Origin of the sequence: Ramlibacter sp. GCM10027632, assembly GCF_042675325.1 — a bacterium.
Lineage (GTDB): Bacteria > Pseudomonadota > Gammaproteobacteria > Burkholderiales > Burkholderiaceae_C > Ramlibacter.
Window position 1 is genome coordinate 1 of record NZ_JBHTGW010000010.1, and the last position, 21636, is coordinate 21636.

The window sequence follows — 21636 nt, forward strand, 5'->3', positions numbered from 1 at the left end:
AGCAGGGCGCCGGCCGCGGCGGCCCGGCGCGGGAGCGCCTGCAGCAGCGCCAGGCGCTGAGGCGGCACGCGGCAGGCGGGCACGACGAAGAGCGCGTCGAGCGTGAGGTCCGGCAGCGGCAGGCCGGCGGCGGGCTCGCCGGCAAGCAGGCGGCGCGCGTCCTGCGGCAGCGAGGGGCGCACGCGCCCGTGGCGGGCGTCGTCCTCCACCTGGGCCAGCGTGAGGCGGCCCTCGGCGAGCACCCCCGCCAGCGCCGCGAGCCAGGCCGCCCGGGCCGGCGCCTGCGCGGCGTACCAGGGCCGCTGCGTGAACGGCGCCGCGGTGCGCAGCGCGGGGACCGCGAGCCAGGCGGGCAGCGGGGTGGCAGTGAAGCCGGCGTGGCGGCTGAGGCTCTCGTAGTCGCCGCGCAGGCTGGCCAGGACCTGCAGGGCCCGCGCCTCGTGCGAGGCGTTGTCGGCGGCGAACAGCTCCAGCCCGCCGACGTCGATGAAGTCGTCGGCCGCGAGGGGCCGGGACAGCGCGCCCCACGCCACCGGGTCCTGCGGCGCGACCAGTGCGGACGCGGCGCCGGGCACCAGGTGCCCGGGCAGGAACAGCGTGCGCGTGCCGGCCAGCGGCTCGAGCGCCTCCAGGCGCACCGCGAGGCGGCGCGAGGCCGCGGGCGGCACGTCGGCCCAGCGGCGCGCGGGCGGCTCGGCGCTCGTCAGGCGCACCTGCACGCCTTCGCGCCGGGCGAGGCCCGCCGCCAGCGCCGCGAGCACGGCGCGCTGCGTGGCGCATTCGCCCGCGTCGTCGAGGAAGACACGCCAGGTCGCCATGGCTACACCAGGCAGGCCAGGAAGCGGCGGTGCACCGCGCCGCGCCAGACCTCGCGCAGCAGCTCGCGGCGCGGCACGGCGCCGGCGCGCACCGCCTCGCGCAGCCAGCGGGTCCACAGCGGCGTGAGCGCATGCGCCGGGTTGCGCCAGGGCTGCGAGCGCACGTGGCTGAAGTGCACGAGCCGGGTGTCGGGCTCGACCACGTTGAAGTGGTTCCAGCGCGGGTCCAGCGGCTGGATGCGCGCGGGGTCGAACCAGGACAGGCACATGAAATCGCGGTAGCGGACCTGGCCCGGGCCGGGCGTGGCGCGGTTGGGAACGACGCCGTCGAACAGCCGCTGCGGGTCCCAGTCCCGCAGGCGGTCGCAGTCCAGGACCATGACGCTGGTCTGGTTGCCCGGGCCCACCGGCTTGCCGCCGAAGTGGCCGTGCGGGGCGTTCACCAGCGCGAGGCTGTGCGGGCCCTCGAGCTGCGCGGCGAGCTCGTGGATGTCGGCGAAGACGAGCTGGTCGGCGTCGAGGTAGATGGCGCGGCCCGCGTATCCCTGCAGGCCGGGCACGAGGAAGCGCACGAAGCCGAACTGGGTGCCGCCCACCCGCGCCTGCTGCTGCTTGACCGGCACCACGCGCACCGGGCGGCGCGCGTGCTTGTGGATGGAGTACGCGAGGACCTTCTGGGCGACCAGCTGGTCGTCCTCGGTGCCCACGTAGACGGCGAGGGTCATGGCAGGGCCTCCAGCAGGCTGTCGAGGGCGACGTCGCCGCGCAGCACCGCGTGCTGCCAGTCGACGCGGTGGTAGCCGACGATGGGCGAGAGACCGAGCACGCGCACGCCCTTGCGTCGCAGGAAGTCCTGCACGATCAGGGTGCCGCGCGCGTAGCTGTCGTAGTTGCGCGCCTGGCCGCGCTTGAGGACCTCGTCGTCGCGGAAGCCGTTCTTGTCGTAACGGGCGTAGTGGCGGCCGGCGAGCATCGCGCTGTCGCAGCCGATGGTGTAGACGGTGCGCGCGCCCAGGATCCACGCCAGCTGCAGCGCCGCATGCAGCGAGCAGCCCTCGGGGGTGTAGTACAGGTGGTCGGTGTCCTTGGTCAGCTCGTGGATGCGGGCGATGTCGTGGTGCCAGTCGTAGAAGTAGAAGTACGGGTGCTCCCAGTCCACCGCCTCGGCGCGGGTGCGGCCCGTGCCCTTGACCACCGGGTAGCGGATGCCCGCGAAGTGCGGGTGCAGCGGCGCCTGGGGCGTGTTGCCCTCGCGGCTGTAGGTGGCGTGGTGCATCAGCGCCACGGGGGTGACGGCAGGATGGATCTTGTAGCTGTCGTTGAGGGACAGGCAGACCTTGTCGGCCAGGAAGTCCATCGGGAAGACCTCGGCCGTCGGGCCGCTGCCGACGATGTAGATCTCCTGGCCGGCGAAGGCGTCGCGCAGGTGGCGAAGGCGCATCACTTTTCTCCCGCCACGCGCATGTCGCGCGGCTCGCGCTGCTTGAAGACGGCCGGCTCCTGGCGCACGTGGCGCAGCCCGCAGCGGGCCAGCAGGTCGGCCAGGGTCTCGGGGGTGTAGCCCCAGCGGTGGCACATGAGCGGGTCGCGCCAACCGGGGTCGCCGTACAGCGGCCACATGGCGAGCTGGCCGTCCTTGCCCTGCGCGCGGGCGGCGCGAGAGGGCTCTTCGAGCAGCGCGCGGGCGGCGGCCAGGAGGTTGGGGCATTCGAGCACCAGCCGGCCGCCGGGCTTGAGGAGGTCGCGCCAGTGGCGCACCAGGTCCTCGGCCTCCCAGGGGTGGAAGTGCTCGATCACGTGCACCGCCAGGATCTCGTCGGCCACGCCGGGGCCGAAGGCCAGCGCGCGCAGGTCGGCGACGACGTCGGGCGCCCGGCCCTTGCGCGAGGGCGCGGCGTCGATGTTGATGTACCCGGGCAGCAGCTTGTCGCCGCAGCCGAGGTTCAGCCGCACGCGGCCGTCGTCGGGCGGGGGCTGCCAGCGGGCCTTGGGCGGGCGGGCCGGTGGCGCGGGCGGCGCGGCTCGCGCCTGTGGCCGGCGCAGCAGCCGGCGCGCGAGGGAGGCCAGGGCATCAGGCACGGAGGCCGGCAGGGCGATCGGCATGGCGGTCGGCGCGTTCGCGCAGCAGGTGGAGGAAGAAGGCCTCGAAGGCGCCGGCGATGCGCGCGGGGCGAAAGCGCACGGCGGCGGCGAGGAAGCGGCGGTGGATGGCCAGGCGCAGCGCGTGGCTGGCGCACAGGCGATCGAGCTGGCGCTCGAGCGAGCCGGGCGCGTCGGTGAAGAACAGGACGTCGCCGCAGTCGGTCTCCTGCGCGGAGAGCTCGCCGGCATGGACCAGGGCCGGCGTGCCCGAGCCGTAGGCGTTGGCCAGCTTGATGTTGGACTTGTAGCTGCGCGCCAGGAAGCTGGCGTGCTCGCCGCCGCGCGCGAGGACCACGATGTCCAGGTCGGTGTACCGCGCGGGGTTGGTGACGAAGCGCAGGCCGCGCGCGGCGCACGCCGCCTCCAGCCGGCCGCGCCACTCGCCCAGGTAGTCCGCGCCCTCGTAGCCCACGGTGGCCACGCGCTCGCGCACCGGGTTGCGGGCGATGCCGGGGCGGTGGTGGTGGTGGATCACCACGCCCTGGCGCACCAGGTCGCCCAGGTCCTGCGCCATGCGCTGGGTGGGGAAGATGTAGCCGTCGGCGCCGAGGGCGCGCCAGGCCGGCGCGAACAGCGCGCGCGCCGCGGCCACGCCGGCGTGGCGCAGGCCGTCGGCCGGCTGGGCCCAGGAGTCGACGATGTCGAAGACCACCGCCTTGCCCAGGGCGCGCGCGCGCTCGACGACCTGCAGGTCGGGCCGCTTGACCACGCACACCAGGTCGCAGGCGGCGAGGTCGGCCTCGGCGGGGCGCGGGACCGCGCGCCAGTTGGCCCGCAGGGCCGCCACCTGCTCGCCCCGCACCTGCCAGGCGCCGGCGCAGGACCGGCTGGTGAAGAGGGCGCGCACCGGGGAGGCAGGGACTTCGGGGCCGCCGGGATCGCCGGGGCCGCCGGGATCACCGGCGCCATCGGCGACCTCGTGGCGATCGTGGCGATCGTGGCGGCCGGGCCGGTCGGCGAGGTCAGGGCAGTCGGCCATGGCGGCTCACACCTTCTTCAGCAGGGCCGCCGCGGCCAGGCCGAGGTTGCCCGCCAGGGTCTGGCGGTAGATGCCGGCATCCACCAGGCCCGCGAGGCGGTGCGGCAGCAGGGCGTCACGGGCCAGGGCGAAGCGATCGAGCACGCGCCGGTTCTCCTCGGTGAGCAGCGGGCGCAGCGCGGCGAGCGCGTCGAGGTTGCGGCTGTTCCAGGCGCGGAAGCGCCCGCGCAGCATCAGCCCCAGGCGCCGGATGCGGGCCGGCCAGGTGGCGTTCATGCCGACCTGGTTGTGCGCATGCTGGCGGTAGCGCAGCGAGGGCTGCGGGTCGTAGTGGACATGGCCGCCGCAGCCGCTGACGACGAGGTAGGTCCACCAGTCGTGCGTGAGCACGTCGACCTCGCCGGCGCGCTGCAGCAGGCGGCGCGCGGCGCGGTTGAAGACCATGGTGTTGCCGCCGCCGATGTTCTGCACCAGCGCGTTGCGGAAGCCGGGCGGCCGCGAGAACAGCGGCGAGTGCCCGATGGCCCGGCCCTGCGCGTCGACCAGCCGGGTGCGCGAGCAGTACAGGGCCGGCCGCGCCGCAGGCTGCGGGCGCAGGGCCGCGAGGGCGCGGGCGAGCTTGTCCGGCTCCCAGATGTCGTCCTGGTCGCAATAGGCGAAGTAGTCGGCCTCGATGGCGCCGTCGCAGGCGAGCGCGGCGAAGTTGGCGGCAAAGCCGCGGCACGGGCCGCGCCGCGCGCCCAGGCGCGCCGGGCCCCAGCGGGCGCGGTAGCGGGCGAGGATGCGGGGGGTGGCGTCGCGCGAGCCGTCGTCCGAGGCCCAGACGCGCCAGTGCGGGTGGGTCTGCGCCGCGATCGAGTCGAGCTGCTCGGGCAGCCACGCCGCGCCGTTGCAGGTGGCCAGGAGGATGGCCACCCGCGGTGGCGGGGTCGCGGGCTGGCCGCGGGCAGGAGGAAGGGGCTGGCCGCCGTCGCCGGCTGCGCCCGTCGCGTCTTTCATCACCGTGGAAGAAAAGTCGAGGCGGGCGGAGACTAGGCGGGGGCTCAGCTCTTCAAGTTATCAATCCGTCAGAAGTTCAACGATCGAGCACTTCGCGCAGCATGCGGTCGACGCCGCTGCGCCAGTCGGGCAGCGTGAGGCCGAAGGCCTCGCGCAGCTTGCGCGTGTCCAGCCGCGAGTTGAGCGGCCGCTGCGCCGGCGTGGGGAAGGCGCTGGTGGGGACCGGCGCGACGGCCTCGGGACCGGCCTTGAGCGCCACGCCCGCGGCCTGGGCGAAGCCGATCACGTGGCGGGCATAGCCGTGCCACGTGGTTTCACCGGAGGACACCAGGTGATACAGGCCGCAACGCGAAGGATCGGCGAGCGCGGCGCGGATCGCGTGCGCGGTGACGTCGGCGATCAGGTCGGCCCCGGTGGGCGCGCCGAACTGGTCGTCGATGACGGTGAGGCGGTCACGCTCGCCGGCCAGGCGCAGCATGGTGCGCGCGAAGTTGCCGCCGCGCGCGGCATAGACCCAGCTGGTGCGGAAGGTGAGGTGGCGCGCGGTGTGCTGCGCGACCAGCTGCTCGCCCTCGAGCTTGGTGCGGCCGTAGGTGTTCAGCGGGCCGGTGGCGGCGCCCTCGGCGCGCGGGGCGTCGCCGCTGCCGTCGAACACGTAGTCGGTGGAGTAGTGCACCAGCAGCGCGCCGGCGGCCTCGGCGGCGCGGGCCAGCACGCCGGGGGCGACCGCGTTGACGCGGCGCGCGCCCTCGGCGTCGGACTCGGCCTTGTCGACCGCGGTCCAGGCGGCGGCGTTGACGATGACGTCGGGCCGCACGAGGCGCACCGTCTCGGCGAGGCGGTCGGGCTCGTTGAAGTCACTGGGGTGCGGCTCGCCGCGCGAGCCCAGGGCCACCACCTCGCCCAGGGGCGCGAGGCTGCGTTGCAGCTCCCAGCCGACCTGGCCGTTCTTGCCGAAAAGCAGGACCTTCATTGCTGCTGCGCGCCTTGCATGCCCTGGTACTGGCGCTGCACCCACTCGCGGTAGGCGCCGCTTTGCACGCGGGCCACCCAGTCGGGGTGGTCCAGGTACCACTGCACGGTCTTGCGGATGCCGGTGTCGAAGGTCTCGGCCGGCTTCCAGCCCAGCTCGCGCTCGATCTTGCGGGCATCGATGGCGTAGCGGCGGTCGTGGCCGGGGCGGTCGGTGACGTAGGTCACCTGGGTGGCGTAGGACTGGCCGTCGGCGCGCGGGCGCAGCGCGTCGAGCAGCGCGCAGACGGTGCGCACGATCTCGATGTTGGGCTTCTCGTTCCAGCCGCCGACGTTGTAGGTCTCGCCCAGGCGGCCGGCCTCGAGCACGCGGCGGATGGCGCTGCAGTGGTCCTTCACGTAGAGCCAGTCGCGCACCTGCAGGCCGTCGCCGTAGACCGGCAGGGGCTTGCCCGCCAGGGCGTTGACGATCATCAGCGGGATCAGCTTCTCGGGGAAGTGGAAGGGGCCGTAGTTGTTCGAGCAGTTGGTGGTGAGAACCGGCAGGCCGTAGGTGTGGTGCCAGGCGCGCACCAGGTGGTCGCTGGCGGCCTTGCTCGCCGAGTAGGGGCTGTTCGGCTCGTAGCGGTGCTGCTCGGTGAAGGCGGCATCGCCGGGGCCGAGGGAGCCGTAGACCTCGTCGGTCGACACGTGGAGGAAGCGGAAGGCGGCCTTCTCGCCGGCCGGCAGCGCGTCGAAGTAGGCGCGCACCGCCTCGAGCAGGCGGAAGGTGCCGACCACGTTGGTCTGGATGAAGTCGCCGGGGCCGTGGATGGAGCGGTCCACATGCGACTCGGCGGCGAAGTTCAGGACCGCGCGCGGGCGGTGCTTCGCCAGGAGCTGGGCCACCAGCGCGGCGTCGCCGATGTCGCCCTGCACGAAGGTGTGGCGGGCATCGCCGTCGAGCGCGGCGAGGTTCTCGCGGTTGCCCGCATAGGTCAGTTTGTCGAGGTTGACGACGGGCTCGCCCGTGTGGGCCACCCAGTCCAGGACGAAGTTCGCGCCGATGAAGCCGGCGCCGCCAGTGACGAGGATCATGCGCGGGACTGTAGCGGATTAGGCAGGCCTTCCTACGCCATGCCGGCACCGCGGGGCTAGAGTGGGAAGGTTCGATTTCGATGGAGGAACCATGGTCACGAAAGCCAGCAAGCCCGGCCCGGGCGACGACGACGACGCAGGGCCTGGCGCCCGGGGCCCGGCCCGCCAGATCTGGCAGGCCGGCCTGGGCGCCTTTGCCAAGGCGCAGGAGGAAGGCGGCAAGGTGTTCGAGGCGCTGGTGCGCGAGGGCGCGGCGATCCAGCGCAAGACCCAGGCCGCGGCCGAGGAGAGGATGGCCGAGGCCACCGAGCGCATGGCCGCCATGGCCGGCGACCTCTCCTCGCGGGCCCAGGGCCAGTGGGGCAAGCTCGAGGGCATCTTCGAGGAGCGCGTGGCGCAGGCCCTGAACCGCCTGGGCGTGCCCTCGGCGGCCGAGATGGCGGCGCTGCGCGATCGGGTGGCGCAGCTCGAGCAGCAGCTCGCCGCCGCCCGAGCGGCGCCGCGGGCCGCGGCGAAGGCGGCGCCCAGGAAGGCCGCAAAGGCGGCGGCCCCGGCAAGGGCCGCGAAGGCCGCGGGCCGGCCCGCCGCGCGCCGCAAGGCGCCGCCGCCCGGCACGGCCGGCTGAAGCCGCCGAGGGCAGGGGCAGCCCCGGCCGCCTGAAGCCTTTCCGGCTAGGGGTTCCACCTTGGCCGCGGGCCGGCGGCCCCTGCCTACACTGGGCCGCATGGCCGCCAAAGCCCCGCGCCGCACCGCAGAACGCATCCTCGATGCCACGCTGGACCTGTTCAACCGCTTTGGCGAGCCCAATGTCTCCGCGCCGGTGATCGCCAACTCACTGGGCATCAGCGCGGGCAACCTGCACTACCACTTCCGCGCCAAGGAGGACCTGGTCAACGCCCTGTTCGACCGCTACGCCGAGGGCCTGCGCGGGCTGCTGCAGGCCGCCGGCGGGGTGCGCGACGTCGAGGACGCCTGGTTCTTCCTGCACACCCTGTTCGAGCGCCTGTGGGGCGCGCGCTTCCTGTACCGCGACATCAACGACCTGCTCTCGCGCAACCGCCGGCTGGAGGCGGGCTTCCGACAGCTGCTGGAGGACAAGACCCAGGCCGTGCGCGACATGCTCGCCGGCATGGGCGCGCACGGCGCCCTGCGCATCGACCCGCGCGAGTCCGGCCCCACCGCCACCAGCATGGTGGTGGTGCTGACCTGGTGGCTGAGTTTCGAGTACGTGCGCGACCCGCGCCGGGCGCTGGAAGCCGAGGCGGCGCAATACGCCTTGTTGCGGGGCGCACACCATGTACTTCATCTGCTGGTACCCTATCTGGAAGCCGGGCAGCGGGAGCACCTGCTACGCCTGGTCGGCGCGTACGACGCGCCCCGGGAGTGACAACAATGCCGCAGGAGACTTGCCAGATGGGCCGCTGGACCGCCTTCCCGCATGCGGGTGACTTTCCGTTCGACGCCGAGCGCGTGGCGCGCGAGTGGGACCGGCTGCACGCCGGCGACGCCGAGCCCCTGCCCCGCGACCCGGCGGTGCTGCGCGCCTGGACGCTTTGCCACCGCGGCGAGTTCGAGGCCGCGGCCGAGGCCGGCCTGGCCGCCGGCGGCGACGGCGTGACCGTGGCCAGCAAGGCCATGACCGTGCAGGCGACCTACCTTGAACCCCGCGAGGGCGCCAGCCTCGACCTCTTGCTCGAGGTGGCGGCCCAGGCCGAGCGCCAGGCCCGCGAGCAGCCCGAGAACGCCAGCGCCTGGTACTGGCAGGCCATCGCCCTGGGCCGCTACAGCCAGGGCATCAGCGTGGCCAAGGCGCTGGCCCAGGGGCTGGCGGGCAAGGTGAAGGCCGGCCTGGAAAAGACGATCGCGCTGCGCCCGCACCATGCGGACGCCCACATCGCCCTGGGCACCTTCCACGCCGAGGTGATCGACAAGGTCGGCGCGCTGATCGGGGGCATGACCTACGGCGCCAACCGCGACACCGGGGTGCGCCTGCTGCGCGAGGGGCTGCGCCTGCACCCGCGCTCGCCGGTGGGCCTGCTGGAGGCGGCCAACGGCCTGCTGATGCTCGAGGGCGATGCCGCGCGCGACGAGGCCGCCCGCCTCTGGGAGGCCGCCGCCGCCACCGTGCCGGTGGACGCGATCGAGCGCCTGCACGTGGACCGCGCGCGGCTCGAGCTGGCGGATTGAGCGGGGAGCACGCGCCGCCTCTTCGCCTCTTCGCCTCTTCGCCTCTTCGCCTCTTCGCCTCTTCGCTTCTTCGCTTCTTCGCCTCTTCGCTTCTTCGCTTCTTCGCTTCTTCGCCTCTTCGCTTCTTAGCTTCTTCGCTTCTTCAGCGGCTTCAGCGGCTTCAGCGGCTTCAGCGGCTTCAGCGGCTTCAGCGGCTTCAGCGTCCCTCAACCTCCCGCCAGCGCCTGCAGCGCGCGTTGCCGCTCGGGCTGCGCCAGGCGGGCGAGCTCCTTCACCGCCGCGAAGAAACGGCGCCAGTCGCGCCCCTCCCGCTCGAACAGCGCCTCGAAGGCGGGGACGAGGTCGTCATACGCCGCCTGTGCGCCAAAGGAGGCGTTGTTGGCCTCCTCGACCCAGCGGTCGGTGGGGCGCAGGCGCGCGGGGTCGCCGCCCCAGGCGGCGCGCAGGCCCGCGTACTGCGCGCGGAAGTCGGCCAGGACCTGCGCCTTGCGCGCGAGGCGGTCCTGGGAATCGCCCGCCCGGGCCGCGCCGGCCTCGGTCGCGCCACCGCCACCGGCCCCCGTCACCGGCGCCTCGTAGATCGCCTGCAGCCGCTGCCGCGTGGCCCGCACCAGGGCGCGGAAGGCGTCGCGGCGCTGCGACGCCGCGGCGTACTCCGCGCGGGCGCCCTCCCCCGCCTCGCGCGCCAGCCAGGCCTGCACGCCCAGGCGCTCGACCGCGGTGGCGAAGGATTCGTTGAAGGCGGTGTCGTCCTTCACGTACAGCACCTGGTGCGCGAGCTCATGGAAGATCAGGCGGGCGAGTTCGCCCTCGCCGTACCCGATGAAGGTATTGAGCAGCGGGTCGCCGCCGGCCCAGTTCAGCCAGCCCAGGGTGGAGTACGCCGGCACGGGGTAGACCGTGGCATCCCAGCCCGCCTCGCGCAGGCGCTGCGCCTCGGCCCGCGCGCCGGCCTCGTCGAACCAGCCCCGGTAGCCCACGCAGCCGGCCACCGGGAAGCACCAGGTGCGCAGGGTGAGCGACAGCGCCGGCGCGGCAACCACGTTCCACAGCGCGGCGGGGCGCTGCAGGTCGGCATAGCGGCGGTAGCTGGCGTTGTCCGGGAGGGCCAGCTCGCGACTGGCGAAGGCGCGGATGCGCTGCGCCAGCTGCAGCCGCGCGCGCAGGCGCTCGGGGGTGGCCGGGTCCTCCAGCCAGTCGGCCACCGGGCGCGCGGCGTGCAGCATCTGCAGGTGGCCGGCGGCGGCCTGCCAGTAGTAGCCCAGGTCCTCGCGGTCGCCGCCCGCGCTGCCCGCGCCGGGGCCGCCGGCACACCCGCACAGGGCCAGGGCGGCAACGAGGGAGGCGACCGCGCACCGCATGGGGTCACGCCGCATGGGGTCAGGCCCGCCGGACTTCGACCAGGCAGTCGTAGAACACCGGGGCGCGGCCCATGTCGGTGAGCGCCTGGCTGGTCAGCTCGTTGACGTTGGTCCCGTCCAGGCCGAGCTTGCGCCACCAGATGCCCAGGCCGTTGACCACGCCGGGCCGCGCGCGCTCGCAGACCCGGGCCTTGCAGCGGTACTCGCCGCGGTCGTTGAAGACGCGCACCACGTCGCCGCTGGCGATGCCGCGCGCGGCGGCGTCCCCGGGGCTGATCTCCAGCAGCGGCTCGCCCTCGATGTCGCGCAGGCTCTCGAGGTTGGCGAAGCTGGAGTTGAGGAAGTTGCGCGCCGGCGGCGAGATCATGGCCAGCGGGTGGCGCGGGTCGCTGCCCGCGGGCTCGTGATTGGGCAGGTGGCCGGGCAGGCCGTCCTGCCCCGCGCGCGCCAGCCGCTCGCTGAAGAACTCGCAGCGGCCCGAGGCCGTGGGGAAGCCGCCCTCGGCGAAGGGCGCGTCGGGCACGGGCAGCGGGGCGAAGCCCTGCGCCAGCAGGAGGTCGAAGTCCACCGCGTCGCCGAAGGCGCTGCGGCACAGGGTTTCGTCGTCCTCGGCGAAGCAGGGGTCGTCGAACCCCATGCGGCGCGCCAGGCGCCGGAAGATCTCCGCATTCGGCAGGCTCTGGCCAACCGGCGCGATGGCGGGCCGATTGAGCAGGACGTCGGTGTGGCCGTAGGCGGGGTGGATGTCCCAGTGCTCCAGCTGCGTGGTGGCGGGCAGCACGTAGTCGGCATGGTCGGCGGTGTCGGTGAGGAAATGCTCCAGGACCACGGTGAACAGGTCCTCGCGGGCGAAGCCGCGCGCCACCTTGGCGGACTCGGGCGCGACCGCCACCGGGTTGCTGTTGTAGACGACCACCGCCTCGACCTTCGGGCCGAAGGCCGGTGAGGACTCGCGCAGCAGGTCGTCGCCGATGGTGCTCATGTTGATGGTGCGCGGCATGCGGCCGGCGAGCAGGTCCGGCCGCGGCAGCGCGGAGCGCCGCGCCGGGAACCAGTCGCTGTTCGACATCAGCAGGCCGCCGGCCGGCTCGCGCCAGGCGCCCACCAGCGCCGGCAGGCAGGCCACCGCGCGCACCGCGTTGCCGCCGCCGCGCACGCGCTGCATGCCGTAGTTCAGGCGGATGGCGGCAGGCTTCGTCGTGCCGTAGTCGCGCGCCAGGGCGCGGATCTGCGCCGCCGGCACGCCGCACACCTGCGCCGCGCGCTCGGGCGGCCATTGCAGGGCGCGCTCACGCAGCGCCTCCCAGCCCAGGGTGTGGCGGGCGATGTAGTCGTGGTCCAGCCAGTCGTTGGCGACCAGCTCGTGCATCAGCGCGAGGGCCAGCGCGGCATCGGTGCCCGGGAGCAGCTGCAGGTGCTCGTGGCATTTCTCGGCGGTCTCGGTGCGGCGCGGGTCGATGCACACCAGCCGCGCGCCGGCGCGCTTGGCCTCCTGCGCCAGCCGCCAGAAATGCAGGTTGCTGCCGATGGAGTTGCTGCCCCAGATCAGGATCAGCTTCGCATGCGCGAAGTGCTCCACCTTCATGCCGACCCGCCCGCCCAGCGTGTGCCGCAGGGCCTCGCCGCCGGCCGATGCGCAGATGGTGCGATCGAGCAGCGAGGCGCCCAGGCGGTGGAAGAAGCGCCCGGCCATGCCCTCCCCCTGCACCAGGCCCATGGTGCCGGCGTAGCTGTAGGGGAGGATGGCCTGCGGGTCGCGCGCGGCGATGGCGCGCAGGCGGGCGGCGATGTCGTCCAGCGCCTCGTCCCAGGAGACCGGCTCGAAGCGGCCGGCGCCCTTGGGGCCGGCGCGGCGCAGCGGCGTGAGGACGCGGCCGGGGTGGTAGGTGCGCTCGGTGTAGCGCGAGACCTTGGTGCAGAGCACGCCGCCGGTGAGGGGGTGGGCCGGGTTGCCCGCGACCTTGATAGCCACGCCGCCCGCGACGGTGGTCACCAGGGCGCAGGTGTCGGGGCAGTCGTGCGGGCAGGCGCCCAGCACCTGCCGGGCGCCGCCAGGGGCGGGCGCCCCGGAGGCGATTGGCGATTCCATGATGTCAACCTATAGTTTTCATTCCGAGCCAGACCACGAGGACAGGGAGGTCCCGCCATGAACATCCGCCACGCCATCGCCACCTGGGCCCGCGCCGCCATGGTAGCGGCGCTCACGCTCGCCGGGCCCCTCGCGCAGGCGCAGGGCGGCGCCATCGTGCTGGGCCAGTCGCTGGCGCTCACCGGGCCGGGCTCGGTGATCGCCGCACCCTACCACCAGGGCGCCCGGCTGTTCTTGGAGCGGCTCAATGCCACTGGCGGCATCCAGGGGCGCCGCATCGAGCTGCTCACGCTCGACGACCAGGGCGACCCGGCGCGCACCGCCGCCCACACCCGGAAGCTGATGGACCAGGGCGTGCTCGCCCTCTTCGGCTACGTGGGCTCGCCCCAGGTCACGGCGGCCTACCCCATCCTCAAGGACAGCGACCTGCTGCTGTTCGCGCCGCTGTCCGCCGCCGACGAGTTCCGCGGCGCGCTCTATCCCAATGTCTACGCGCTGCGGCCCGGCTACTCGGAGGAGGCCGCGGCCATCACCCGCCATGCCGAGACGCTGGGCGCGCGGCGCCTGGGCATCCTGCATGCGGCCGACGGCGAGGCCCTGGCGGCGCTGGACGCGGCCGAGCGCACCATGACCGGGCTGGGCGCCAACCTGGTGGCGCGCGCGCCGGTGGCGGGCGGGCTGGACAAGCTGGTGGCGGCGCGGCCCGAGTCGGTGCTGGTGATCGCCGAGCCGGGCGCCGCGGCCGCGGCCATCAAGGCGCTGCGCGCCAAGGCCTTCCGCGGCCCGATCTACGGCTTTTCCACCACCGGCGAGAGCCTGCTGGCCGACCTGCTCGGCCCGGCCGGCGCGGGCGTGGTGGTGGTGCGCGTGGTGCCGCGCAGCGACGACGCCCGCCTGCCGGTGGTGCGCGCCCTGCACGAGTCCGCCGGCGCGGCCGGCCTGGGCCGGCCCAATGTCTACATGCTCGAAGGCTACCTGGCCGCCCGCGCGATGGCCGAGGCATTGCGCCGCGCGCCGCAGCCCACGCGGGCGAAGCTGCGCAAGGCGCTGGAGAGCCTGGACGACATGAACCTCGGCGGCTTCCGCGTGCATTTCGCCGGCGCCCGGGTCGGCTCGCGGCTGGTGGAGTTGAGCCTGATCGACTCCCAGGGCCGGGTGCGCGAGTAACAGCATGGCCGCGGGGGCAGCGTGTGGGTAGACTGGCAGCTCGTGACTCGGCCTCGTCACCCTGACCATGAAACTTCTTGAACCCATCGTCGCCCAGGCCCCCGAGATCGCGGCCCTGCGGCGCGACCTCCATGCCCACCCCGAGCTGTGCTTCCAGGAGGTGCGCACCGCCGACCTCGTGGCCGCGCGCCTGGCCGAGTGGGGCATTCCCGTGCACCGCGGCCTCGGCCGCACCGGCGTGGTGGGCATCGTCAAGGCCGGCACCAGCGACCGCGCCATCGGCCTGCGCGCCGACATGGACGCCCTGCCGATCCAGGAGTTCAACACCTTCGCCCACGCCAGCCGGCACGCCGGCCGGATGCATGCCTGCGGCCATGACGGCCACACCGCCATGCTGCTCGGCGCGGCCCGCCACCTGGCGGCGCACCGCAATTTCGACGGCACGGTCTACCTGATCTTCCAGCCCGCAGAGGAAGGCGGCGGCGGCGCGCGCGAGATGATGCAGGACGGCCTGTTCGAGCAGTTCCCCATGGAGGCCGTGTTCGGTATGCACAACTGGCCCGGCATGCCGGCCGGCACCTTCGCCGCCAGCCCGGGGCCGGTGATGGCCTCGTCCAACGAGTTCAAGATCACCATCCGCGGCAAGGGCAGCCATGCGGCCATGCCGCAGAACGGCATCGACCCGGTGCCGATCGCCTGCCAGATGGTGCAGGCCTTCCAGACCATCATCAGCCGCAACAAGAAGCCGATCGACGCGGGCGTGATCTCGGTGACCATGATCCACGCCGGCGAGGCCACCAACGTCGTGCCCGATTCCTGCGAGCTCCAGGGCACGGTGCGCACCTTCACCCTGGAGGTGCTGGACATGATCGAGCGGCGCATGCGCCAGGTGGCCGAGCATGTGTGCGCGGCGCACGAGGCGACCTGCGAGTTCGCGTTCGAGCGCAACTACCCGCCCACCGTCAACAGCGCCGCCGAGGCGGCCTTCTGCCGCGAGGTGATGGCCTCCATCGTCGGCGAGGAGAACGTGCTGGACCAGGAGCCCACCATGGGCGCCGAGGACTTCGCCTACATGCTGCAGGCCAAGCCCGGCGCGTACTGCTTCATCGCCAACGGCGACGGCAGCCACCGCGAGATGGGGCACGGCGGCGGCCCGTGCATGCTGCACAACCCCAGCTACGACTTCAACGACGACCTGATCCCGCTGGGAGCGACCTACTGGGTCCGCCTCGCCGAGGCCTGGTTCGCCCGCCCGCGCGCCTGAGACGCCGTGATGCCGCGATGATCGACCTCGACATCGACGCGTTCTCCTCCACCTACGCGCTGGCGCGCGAGAAGTTCCTGCAGGCCGCGCGCGAGGCCGGCCTGCCCGTGGAGCAGCGGCTGCACCCCTTCCGCGGCCCGCGCGGCGAGGACCTGGCGATGGACGTGGTGCGCGACGGCCCGCTCGACGCGAAGGCCCTGCTGATCGTCACCAGCGGCTGCCACGGCATCGAGGGCTTCAGCGGCAGCGCGGTGCAGGTCGCGGCGCTGCGCGACGCCAACTGGCGCGGCTTCGTCCACGTGCGCGGCGTGGCGGTGCTGTACGTGCATGCCCTCAACCCGTGGGGCTTCGCGCACCTGCGCGCGACGACGCACGAGAACGTCTTCCTGGACCGCAACTTCATCGACTTCAGCGCGAAGCTGCCGGCCAACGACGCCTACCGCCACCTGCACCCCCTGCTGCTGCCCGCCAACTGGCCGCCGACGGCGGAGAACCAGGCGGCCGTGCAGGCCTGGATCGCCTCGCACGGCGAGCGCGACTTCCTCGCGGCCGTGACCCAGGGCCAGTACGACTTCCCGGACGGGCTGTTCTACGGCGGCACCGCGCCGAGCTGGAGCAACCGCAACTGGCGGCGCGTGCTGCGCCAGCACGCGCGCGATGCGGCGCGCCTGGCCTGGGTCGACCTGCACGCCGGCCAGGGCCTGGACGGCGTCGGCGATCGCGTGTACGCCGGGCCCGACGACCCGGCCGCCCTGGCGCGGGCGCGGCGCTGGTGGAGCGGCGGCGGGCGCACGCCGGTCACCTGCGGCCACGACGGCACGGCGCCGGCACCGCACCGCCACGGCCTGCTGTGGACCACGGTGCGCGAGGAGTGCCGCTTCTGCGAGTACACCGGCGTCGCGCTCCACCCCGCCACGGTGCCGGTGATGGAGCTGCTCGACGCCCTGCGCGGCGACCACTGGCTGCACAGGAACCCGGACGCGCCGCCGGCGGTGGCCGATGCGGTCCGCCAGGCGATGCGCGACGCCTTCCACCCGGAGGCGTCGGCGTGGAAGCTGCGGGTGCTGGAGCAGGCCGGGCAGGCGCTGCAGCAGGCGGTGGAGGGCTTGTCCGCCTGAGGGGCGGCAAGGAGAGCGGGCCGGGGAGCGGGCCCGCTTCGCCGCGCGGCCGGCGCGCGAAACTCAGGACTGGCCGCGGCTGCGGGCGATCTCGAGCAGGCCGTCGAAGATCAGGCTCTCGACCAGTTCGCAGGACACCGAGAGGAACGGCGCCATCTTCCAGCCGGCGCCCCCGGTCATGTAGACCACGGGTTCGGCGCCGCAGTGCCGGCGGACATGCTGCACCATGCGCTCGACCGCGCCGGCGATGGCGAAGGTGCCGCCGCTGGTGAGTGCGTCGCTGGTGTTGGTGGGGAATTCGCGCACCTCGCCGGTGGGCACGTGCAGGCCGGCGGTGCCGGACTCGAGGGCGCGCAGCATGATGCCGTGCCCCGGCAGGATGAAGCCCCCGAGGAAGCGGCCCTCGGCGTTGATCGCCTCCACGGTGACCGCGGTACCCACCATGACCACCACCACCGGGCGCGCCGGCCCGGCGGCGAGCATGCGGTGGCGCGCGCCGACCATGGCCACCCAGCGGTCCGCGCCCAGGCGCGTGGGGTGGTCGTAGCCATTGACCAGGCCGCACTCGGCGGTGGTGGCGTGGATCCAGCGCGGGGCCACGTCCCACAGTTCCTCCATCTGCTCGCCGACGCGCAGCTTGATGGCGTCGGCCGCGACGGCGCAACCGAGCATGCGCGAGGGCGCGGGCAGCGCGCGCCAGGCGCCGTCGGCCAGCTTGTCGATGTTCTCGAGGAATTCAGCGCCGTGCGCGCGCAGCGGCGCACCGGGACGGGCCTCTTCGTACAGGGCCCATTTGAGTCGGGTGTTGCCGACGTCGATGGCGAGGAACATGCGTCTCCTGGATCGGTCTAGATCGCGCCGATCCAGCAGGCCCGCTGGATCGCGGCCAACTTGTTCTCCACCTTCAGTTTGGCCATCGCGTTGGCCAGATGGTAATTGACGGTGCGCTCCGCGCATTTCATCTGCTCGGCGCTCTCGCGTGCGGTGAGGCCGTTGAAGGCGAGCATGAGGCACTGCCGCTCGCGTGGGCTGAGGGCCGAACGCTCCTGCGCGATGCAGCGTTTCACCAGCGGCCAGACATTGAGCGTGGACCACACCATCGCCGCCGCCTCGGCCCGGCAGGCCATCTCGCGCGGCGTGAACATGAAGCACTCGAAGGCGCGCTCGGCCGGCAGCGGGAACTCCACGCGGATCAGGGTCTGGAAGCCATGCGCCAGCGCCAGCAGCCGCCAGTGCGAGTCCTGCACGCCCCCGCCCTTGGCGATGTGCTGCCAGGCCACCAGCGGCGCGTCGCACTCGCGCCAGGGCGCGCCGAACTCGCAGCTGCGGGCCAGCGCGCCCACCGCGTCGGCGGCGCGCGGCGGGTGGACGCACAGGACCTGGCGGTCGTCGAAGCCACCGAACGGGTCGGGACCGAGGACGGCCACGGCCTCGACCGCATGCTCGCGCAGCGACGTCAACCAGTCGCTGAGGATGCTGTCGAGATTGACGCTGTCAAAGTTAACAGGATCTCCCATGGCCTCGGCCTGCCCGTCGGATGAAACCGACACAATAGCATTACATTGCCGCCTCCGATCACCCGCTCGCGGCCCCTCCTCGCCCCACCCGCCAACGACCTCGTGCCCATGCCGGCCTCCCCCTGGATCCACTGGCTCCATTGGCGCATCCGGCTGCGTGCCTTCGCATCCGGCCTGCTGATGCACCTGCTGCGCGAGCCGCTGCTGCACCCGTCGCCCCGGCGCATCCAGGCGCTGGGCCTGTCGACGGCGCTGGGCCATCCCCTGTTCCACCTGGTGTGGACGCGCTGGCTGCCCCAGCCCTACGACAACCCCTGGGAGCGCCTGGCCGCCGGCGGCCTGGGCCTGTTCCTGCTGCTGGCACCGGGGCTGCGCCAGCAGCCGCCCTCGCGCGAGGCCGCCTGGGTGTTCTGCGCCGTCACCTGGCTCTCGCTGCCCGTCTACTTCACCTGGATGTACCTGTGCAACGACCGCAACACGGTCTGGCTCACGACGCTGGCCATGGTCATCCTGATCTACTTCCACCTCAGCGACTGGCGCATCGCCAGCGTCGGGCTGGTCGGCGGCCTGCCGGCGGGCTGGCTGCTGTTCGCGGCAGCCGGCCCGGCCGTGCAGCCCGTGGCCAGCGAGGAAGCCACCACCCATGGCGTGCTGCTCGCCTTCGCGGGCTACATGGGGCTGATCCTCGGCCTCTCGGCCTACAACCTGCGGCGCGCCCAGCTCGAGCAGGCGCTGGGGACCATGGGCATCATGGCCCATGAGCTGCGCACGCCGCTGGCCACCATCGCGCTGGTCGGTGACGCGGTGCGCCTGCAGTCGCAGGCGTCGGCGCCGGACGCCGCCCGCCTGGGCGAGCTGGCCGAGCGGCTCGGGGGCATGGTGCGCCGCATGAACTGCCAGATCGACATGCAGATCACCAACGCCCGGATGATGAACCTGCGTCCGCGCCACGACCCGGTGCCGGTGGCCGCGGTGGTGCGCGCCCGCGTGGAGGGCTACCCGTTCCGCAGCGAGGGCGAGCGCGCCTGCGTGCAGGTGCACGTGATCCGCGACTTCGCCTTTCCCGGGGCGCCCGACCTGTTCGGGCAGGTGATCGACAACCTGGTGAAGAACGCCTTGCGCTCGCTCGCGAGCCTGCCGCAGCCCCCCGGCCCCGGCGACCTGCGCATCGTGGTGGAGAAATGCCGCGCCCACGGGCGCGTCGCGGTGATCGACCGCGGCGCGGGCATGGACCCGCTGCTGCGCGCACGCCTGTTCCAGCCCTTCGTCTCCACCCACCAGGGCTCGGGCCATGGGCTGGGGCTGGCCTTCTGCCAGCGCGTGGTGCGCGCCTCGCGCGGGCAGATCCGGGTGGAGTCCGAGCCGGGCCAGGGCGCGCGCTTCCTGATCGAGCTGCCGCTGGTGGCGGGCCGGGACGCATGACCCCTCGCGCCCGGCCGCCGCTGTTCCGCCGGCCGGGCGCCGTCGTCCTGCTCGACGACGACGCCGACTACCTCGAGATGCTGGCCATGGTGCTGCCGCGCCACTGGCCGCTGCGGCTGTTCACCCGGCCCACGCTGTGCGTGCATGCCTTCCACCGCGAGCTGAAGCTGTGGGAAGCGGACCGCTGGCAGGTGCAGTACCTGGTGGACCTGTGGCGCCAGGGCAAGCCGCTGCTGCCGCAGATCCTGGGCTACTGGGCGCGGGCGACCGAGCGCTACGGCCTCACCCAGGTCTGCGTGGTCGATTTCTCGATGCCCGCCATGGACGGCCTGCAGGTGCTCAGCGAACTGGTCGACTGGCCCGGCGCCCGCGTGCTGCTCACGGGCCAGGCCGACGAGCGCGTGGCCGTGCATGCCTTCAACCGGCGGCTGATCGACCACTACATCCCCAAGCAGGCGCCCAACATCGCGCTGCACCTGATCGAGACGCTGGACATGCTGGCGCAGCGCGCCTGCGAGCGCTTCGAATCCATCATCGCCGCCACGCTGAGCCCCGCACAGCACGCGCTGCTGCGCGCGCCCGGGGTGCCGCAGGCCCTGGAGGACTTCATCCGCCGGCGCTGGATCGAGCACATGGTGATCGGCGACCCGTTCGGCGTGCTGGGCATGGACGCCGCGGGGCGCATCGGCTGGCTGCAGTTCGAGACCCGCGAGGGCCTCGCCGCGCAGGCGGAGCTCGCCGAACTGGAGGGCCTGCCGCCGCCCGTGGTGGCCGAGATCCGCTGCGGGCACCGGCTCGCCAACCTCGAGCTGCGCCAGGGCCTGGACCGGCGCTGCGGCGTGGAGCACGGCCCGGCCTTCGCGCTGGGCGACGAGGCATCGCTGCTGGCGGCGCTGTTCAACGTGCAGGGCCAGGTGCTGGCGCCGGCGCCAGCCAGCTACGAGAGCTGGCTGGCGCAGCAGCCGCCGCGGGCGGTGCCGCGCTAGGGGTGGCATCGGCGCATGAATCGGCGCAGGGTCCGCCGTATGGGGCTGCCGTATGGGGCTGCCGTATGGGGCTGCCGTATGGGGCCGCCGTACGGGACCGCCGCATAGGTCCGCCGCATAGGTCCGCCGCAGGGGACCGCCGTTCGCGGTCGGCCCCAGGGCATGCCGGAGGGCCGCGTTCAGGCTGCCACGCGCTGGCGCCGCGCCGCCGCCCAGTCCCAGGGCCGCACGAGCGGCGCGATCTCGGCCGCCACCGCCTCGACCTGCGCGACCTCCGCCTCGGTGAGGCCGGCGTTCAGGGTGAGGCGCACCAGCGCGCGGTTGCGGCTGGTGGCCGGCGAGATGAAGACCGCGCCGAACACGCCGCGCGCCTCCAGCGCGTCGCGCAGGGCCAGGGTGGCGACCTCGGTGCCGGCCTCCAGCGCGATGATCTGCTCGCTGCCCTGGGCGATCGGGTAGCCCAGGCCCGCCAGCGTGCCGCGCAGGCGCGCGGTGTGCCGCGTCAGCGCGGCGCGCGCGGCATCGCTGCGCCGGATCACGTGCAGCGTGGCGTGCAGGCCGGCCACCTCATGGGGCAGCAGGCTGGAGCTGAAGATGAACGGGAAGCTGTGCACCGCGAGGTAGTCGCGCAGCTCGCGCGGCAGGGTGAAGATGCCGGCGCGCCCAGCGAAGGACTTGGCCAGGCTGGCGGTGATGAAGTGGACCCGGTGCGTGAGCCCCAGGTGCGCGCACAGCCCGCGCCCCTGCGGCCCGTGCGTGCCCAGGGCATGGGACTCGTCGGCCACCACCATCGAGCCGCCGGCCTCGGCCGCCTCCACCACCTCGGCGAGGCGGCACAGCGCGCCGGTGGCGCTGTAGACGGTGTCCACCACCACCACGCCAGGCCCGTGCTGGGCCATCAGCTTGCGCAGGTGGGCCGGGTCGTTGTGGCGGAAGCCATGGGCCACGGCGCCCGAGGCGCGCACGCCCTCCCACAGCGACATGTGGGCCATCATGTCCAGGTACACCGGCGAGCCGGGGTCGGCCAGGATCTGCAGCAGGCCGAGGTTGGCGGCATAGCCCGACTGGCACAGGAAGCTGTCCTCGGCGCCCAGCCAGTCGGCCATGTCCCGCTCGAAGCGGCCGGCCGGCGTGTCGCCGAACTGGAAGATGCTCGATTGCACCACCGCGCTGCGCGCATGCGCGAGGGCCTGGAGCTGCGCCTGCACGATCTCGGGATGGTCCACCACCGAGAGGTAGTCGTTGCCGTCGAGGCGGATCGCGTCCGGCCCGGGCACGCGCCCATGCGTGAAGAACCGCCCGCCCCACTCGCGGTGGAAGCGGTCATGGAAGTCGCGCGCCAGGCGCTCGCGCAAGGCGGCCGACAGCGGCGCGCCGGTGGACGCGGGCCGGCTGCCGGCCGCGGGGTGGGAAGGGGAAACGGGCGCGGCCACGCCAGCCGCCGGGTCGATCACGCAGTCCATGGGGAACCTCCGCTGGAAGAACACCCTTCCATTGGAGAAACCCCGGGCCGCAGGTGCCCGCGACAACCTGTCAGG

21 protein-coding genes are annotated in these 21636 nt (G+C 73.5%); 8 read left to right on the plus strand and 13 right to left on the minus strand.

The window, feature by feature from the left end; genetic code table 11:
• From ACFQZY_RS15070 to rfbB, 8 genes are all read right to left on the minus strand, one after another.
• A partial coding sequence (locus ACFQZY_RS15070; protein WP_377417267.1) for a hypothetical protein occupies positions 1-818 on the minus strand: 818 nt, incomplete at its 3' end.
• A 2-nt stretch (positions 819-820) separates the two neighbouring features.
• Positions 821-1543: a hypothetical protein gene (locus tag ACFQZY_RS15075; RefSeq protein WP_377417269.1), complete on the minus strand. Its 723-nt coding sequence runs from the start codon at positions 1541-1543 to the stop codon at positions 821-823.
• Positions 1540-2259, minus strand: a complete 720-nt coding sequence (locus ACFQZY_RS15080; RefSeq protein WP_377417271.1) for a hypothetical protein — start codon at positions 2257-2259, stop codon at positions 1540-1542. Before ACFQZY_RS15080 ends, ACFQZY_RS15075 begins: the two co-directional genes overlap by 4 nt.
• Positions 2259-2921 (minus strand): class I SAM-dependent methyltransferase, encoded by a 663-nt coding sequence (locus ACFQZY_RS15085; RefSeq protein ID WP_377417273.1) that lies wholly within the window; start codon positions 2919-2921, stop codon positions 2259-2261. Before ACFQZY_RS15085 ends, ACFQZY_RS15080 begins: the two co-directional genes overlap by 1 nt.
• Positions 2890-3939: a hypothetical protein gene (locus ACFQZY_RS15090; RefSeq protein WP_377417275.1), complete on the minus strand. Its 1050-nt coding sequence runs from the start codon at positions 3937-3939 to the stop codon at positions 2890-2892. Before ACFQZY_RS15090 ends, ACFQZY_RS15085 begins: the two co-directional genes overlap by 32 nt.
• A gap of 6 nt (positions 3940-3945) precedes the next feature.
• Positions 3946-4938, minus strand: coding sequence for a glycosyltransferase family 2 protein (locus ACFQZY_RS15095; RefSeq protein ID WP_377417277.1), 993 nt, complete (start codon positions 4936-4938; stop codon positions 3946-3948).
• Positions 4939-5014: 76 nt separating this feature from the next.
• Positions 5015-5911, minus strand: coding sequence for a dTDP-4-dehydrorhamnose reductase (gene rfbD, locus ACFQZY_RS15100; RefSeq protein ID WP_377417279.1), 897 nt, complete (start codon positions 5909-5911; stop codon positions 5015-5017).
• The gene (gene rfbB / locus ACFQZY_RS15105) at positions 5908-6987 is read right to left on the minus strand and encodes a dTDP-glucose 4,6-dehydratase (protein ID WP_377417281.1); all 1080 of its coding nucleotides are present in this window, start codon (positions 6985-6987) and stop codon (positions 5908-5910) included. Before rfbB ends, rfbD begins: the two co-directional genes overlap by 4 nt.
• Positions 6988-7078: 91 nt before the next feature.
• On the opposite strand from rfbB, the gene ACFQZY_RS15110 reads away from it, so the two are divergent.
• From ACFQZY_RS15110 to ACFQZY_RS15120, 3 genes are all read left to right on the plus strand, one after another.
• Positions 7079-7612, plus strand: a complete 534-nt coding sequence (locus ACFQZY_RS15110; RefSeq protein WP_377417283.1) for a phasin family protein — start codon at positions 7079-7081, stop codon at positions 7610-7612.
• A 99-nt stretch (positions 7613-7711) separates the two neighbouring features.
• Positions 7712-8374 (plus strand): TetR/AcrR family transcriptional regulator, encoded by a 663-nt coding sequence (locus ACFQZY_RS15115; protein ID WP_377417285.1) that lies wholly within the window; start codon positions 7712-7714, stop codon positions 8372-8374.
• 26 nt (positions 8375-8400) lie between these two features.
• A complete protein-coding gene (locus ACFQZY_RS15120; protein WP_377417561.1) occupies positions 8401-9174 on the plus strand; it encodes a hypothetical protein in 774 nt (257 codons plus the stop codon).
• 206 nt (positions 9175-9380) lie between these two features.
• On the opposite strand, the gene ACFQZY_RS15125 is transcribed toward ACFQZY_RS15120, so the two are convergent.
• Both ACFQZY_RS15125 and ACFQZY_RS15130 read right to left on the minus strand, forming a co-directional pair.
• Positions 9381-10535, minus strand: a complete 1155-nt coding sequence (locus ACFQZY_RS15125) for an aminopeptidase (protein WP_377417287.1) — start codon at positions 10533-10535, stop codon at positions 9381-9383.
• A gap of 19 nt (positions 10536-10554) precedes the next feature.
• The gene (locus ACFQZY_RS15130) at positions 10555-12624 is read right to left on the minus strand and encodes a molybdopterin-dependent oxidoreductase (protein WP_377417289.1); all 2070 of its coding nucleotides are present in this window, start codon (positions 12622-12624) and stop codon (positions 10555-10557) included.
• A 57-nt stretch (positions 12625-12681) separates the two neighbouring features.
• Here ACFQZY_RS15130 and ACFQZY_RS15135 point away from each other — a divergent pair, with 57 nt between their 5' ends.
• From ACFQZY_RS15135 to ACFQZY_RS15145, 3 genes are all read left to right on the plus strand, one after another.
• A complete protein-coding gene (locus ACFQZY_RS15135) occupies positions 12682-13791 on the plus strand; it encodes an ABC transporter substrate-binding protein (protein WP_377417291.1) in 1110 nt (369 codons plus the stop codon).
• A 67-nt stretch (positions 13792-13858) separates the two neighbouring features.
• Positions 13859-15055: a M20 aminoacylase family protein gene (locus tag ACFQZY_RS15140; RefSeq protein WP_377417293.1), complete on the plus strand. Its 1197-nt coding sequence runs from the start codon at positions 13859-13861 to the stop codon at positions 15053-15055.
• A 17-nt stretch (positions 15056-15072) separates the two neighbouring features.
• Positions 15073-16173, plus strand: a complete 1101-nt coding sequence (locus tag ACFQZY_RS15145) for a M14 family metallopeptidase (RefSeq protein WP_377417295.1) — start codon at positions 15073-15075, stop codon at positions 16171-16173.
• 63 nt (positions 16174-16236) lie between these two features.
• On the opposite strand, the gene ACFQZY_RS15150 is transcribed toward ACFQZY_RS15145, so the two are convergent.
• Together ACFQZY_RS15150 and ACFQZY_RS15155 are read right to left on the minus strand one after the other, a co-directional pair.
• Positions 16237-17004, minus strand: coding sequence for a type III pantothenate kinase (locus tag ACFQZY_RS15150; RefSeq protein WP_377417297.1), 768 nt, complete (start codon positions 17002-17004; stop codon positions 16237-16239).
• A gap of 17 nt (positions 17005-17021) precedes the next feature.
• Complete coding sequence (locus ACFQZY_RS15155; protein WP_377417299.1) at positions 17022-17690, minus strand: LuxR C-terminal-related transcriptional regulator; 669 nt, start codon at positions 17688-17690, stop codon at positions 17022-17024.
• A 108-nt stretch (positions 17691-17798) separates the two neighbouring features.
• On the opposite strand from ACFQZY_RS15155, the gene ACFQZY_RS15160 reads away from it, so the two are divergent.
• Both ACFQZY_RS15160 and ACFQZY_RS15165 read left to right on the plus strand, forming a co-directional pair.
• A complete protein-coding gene (locus tag ACFQZY_RS15160; protein WP_377417301.1) occupies positions 17799-19112 on the plus strand; it encodes a sensor histidine kinase in 1314 nt (437 codons plus the stop codon).
• Positions 19109-20098, plus strand: coding sequence for a response regulator (locus tag ACFQZY_RS15165; protein WP_377417303.1), 990 nt, complete (start codon positions 19109-19111; stop codon positions 20096-20098). The genes ACFQZY_RS15160 and ACFQZY_RS15165 overlap by 4 nt, the downstream gene beginning before the upstream one ends.
• A 179-nt stretch (positions 20099-20277) precedes the next feature.
• On the opposite strand, the gene cqsA is transcribed toward ACFQZY_RS15165, so the two are convergent.
• Entirely contained in the window at positions 20278-21561 is a 1284-nt protein-coding gene (gene cqsA / locus ACFQZY_RS15170) for an alpha-hydroxyketone-type quorum-sensing autoinducer synthase (protein WP_377417305.1), read from the minus strand.
• Positions 21562-21636: the final 75 nt, after the last annotated feature.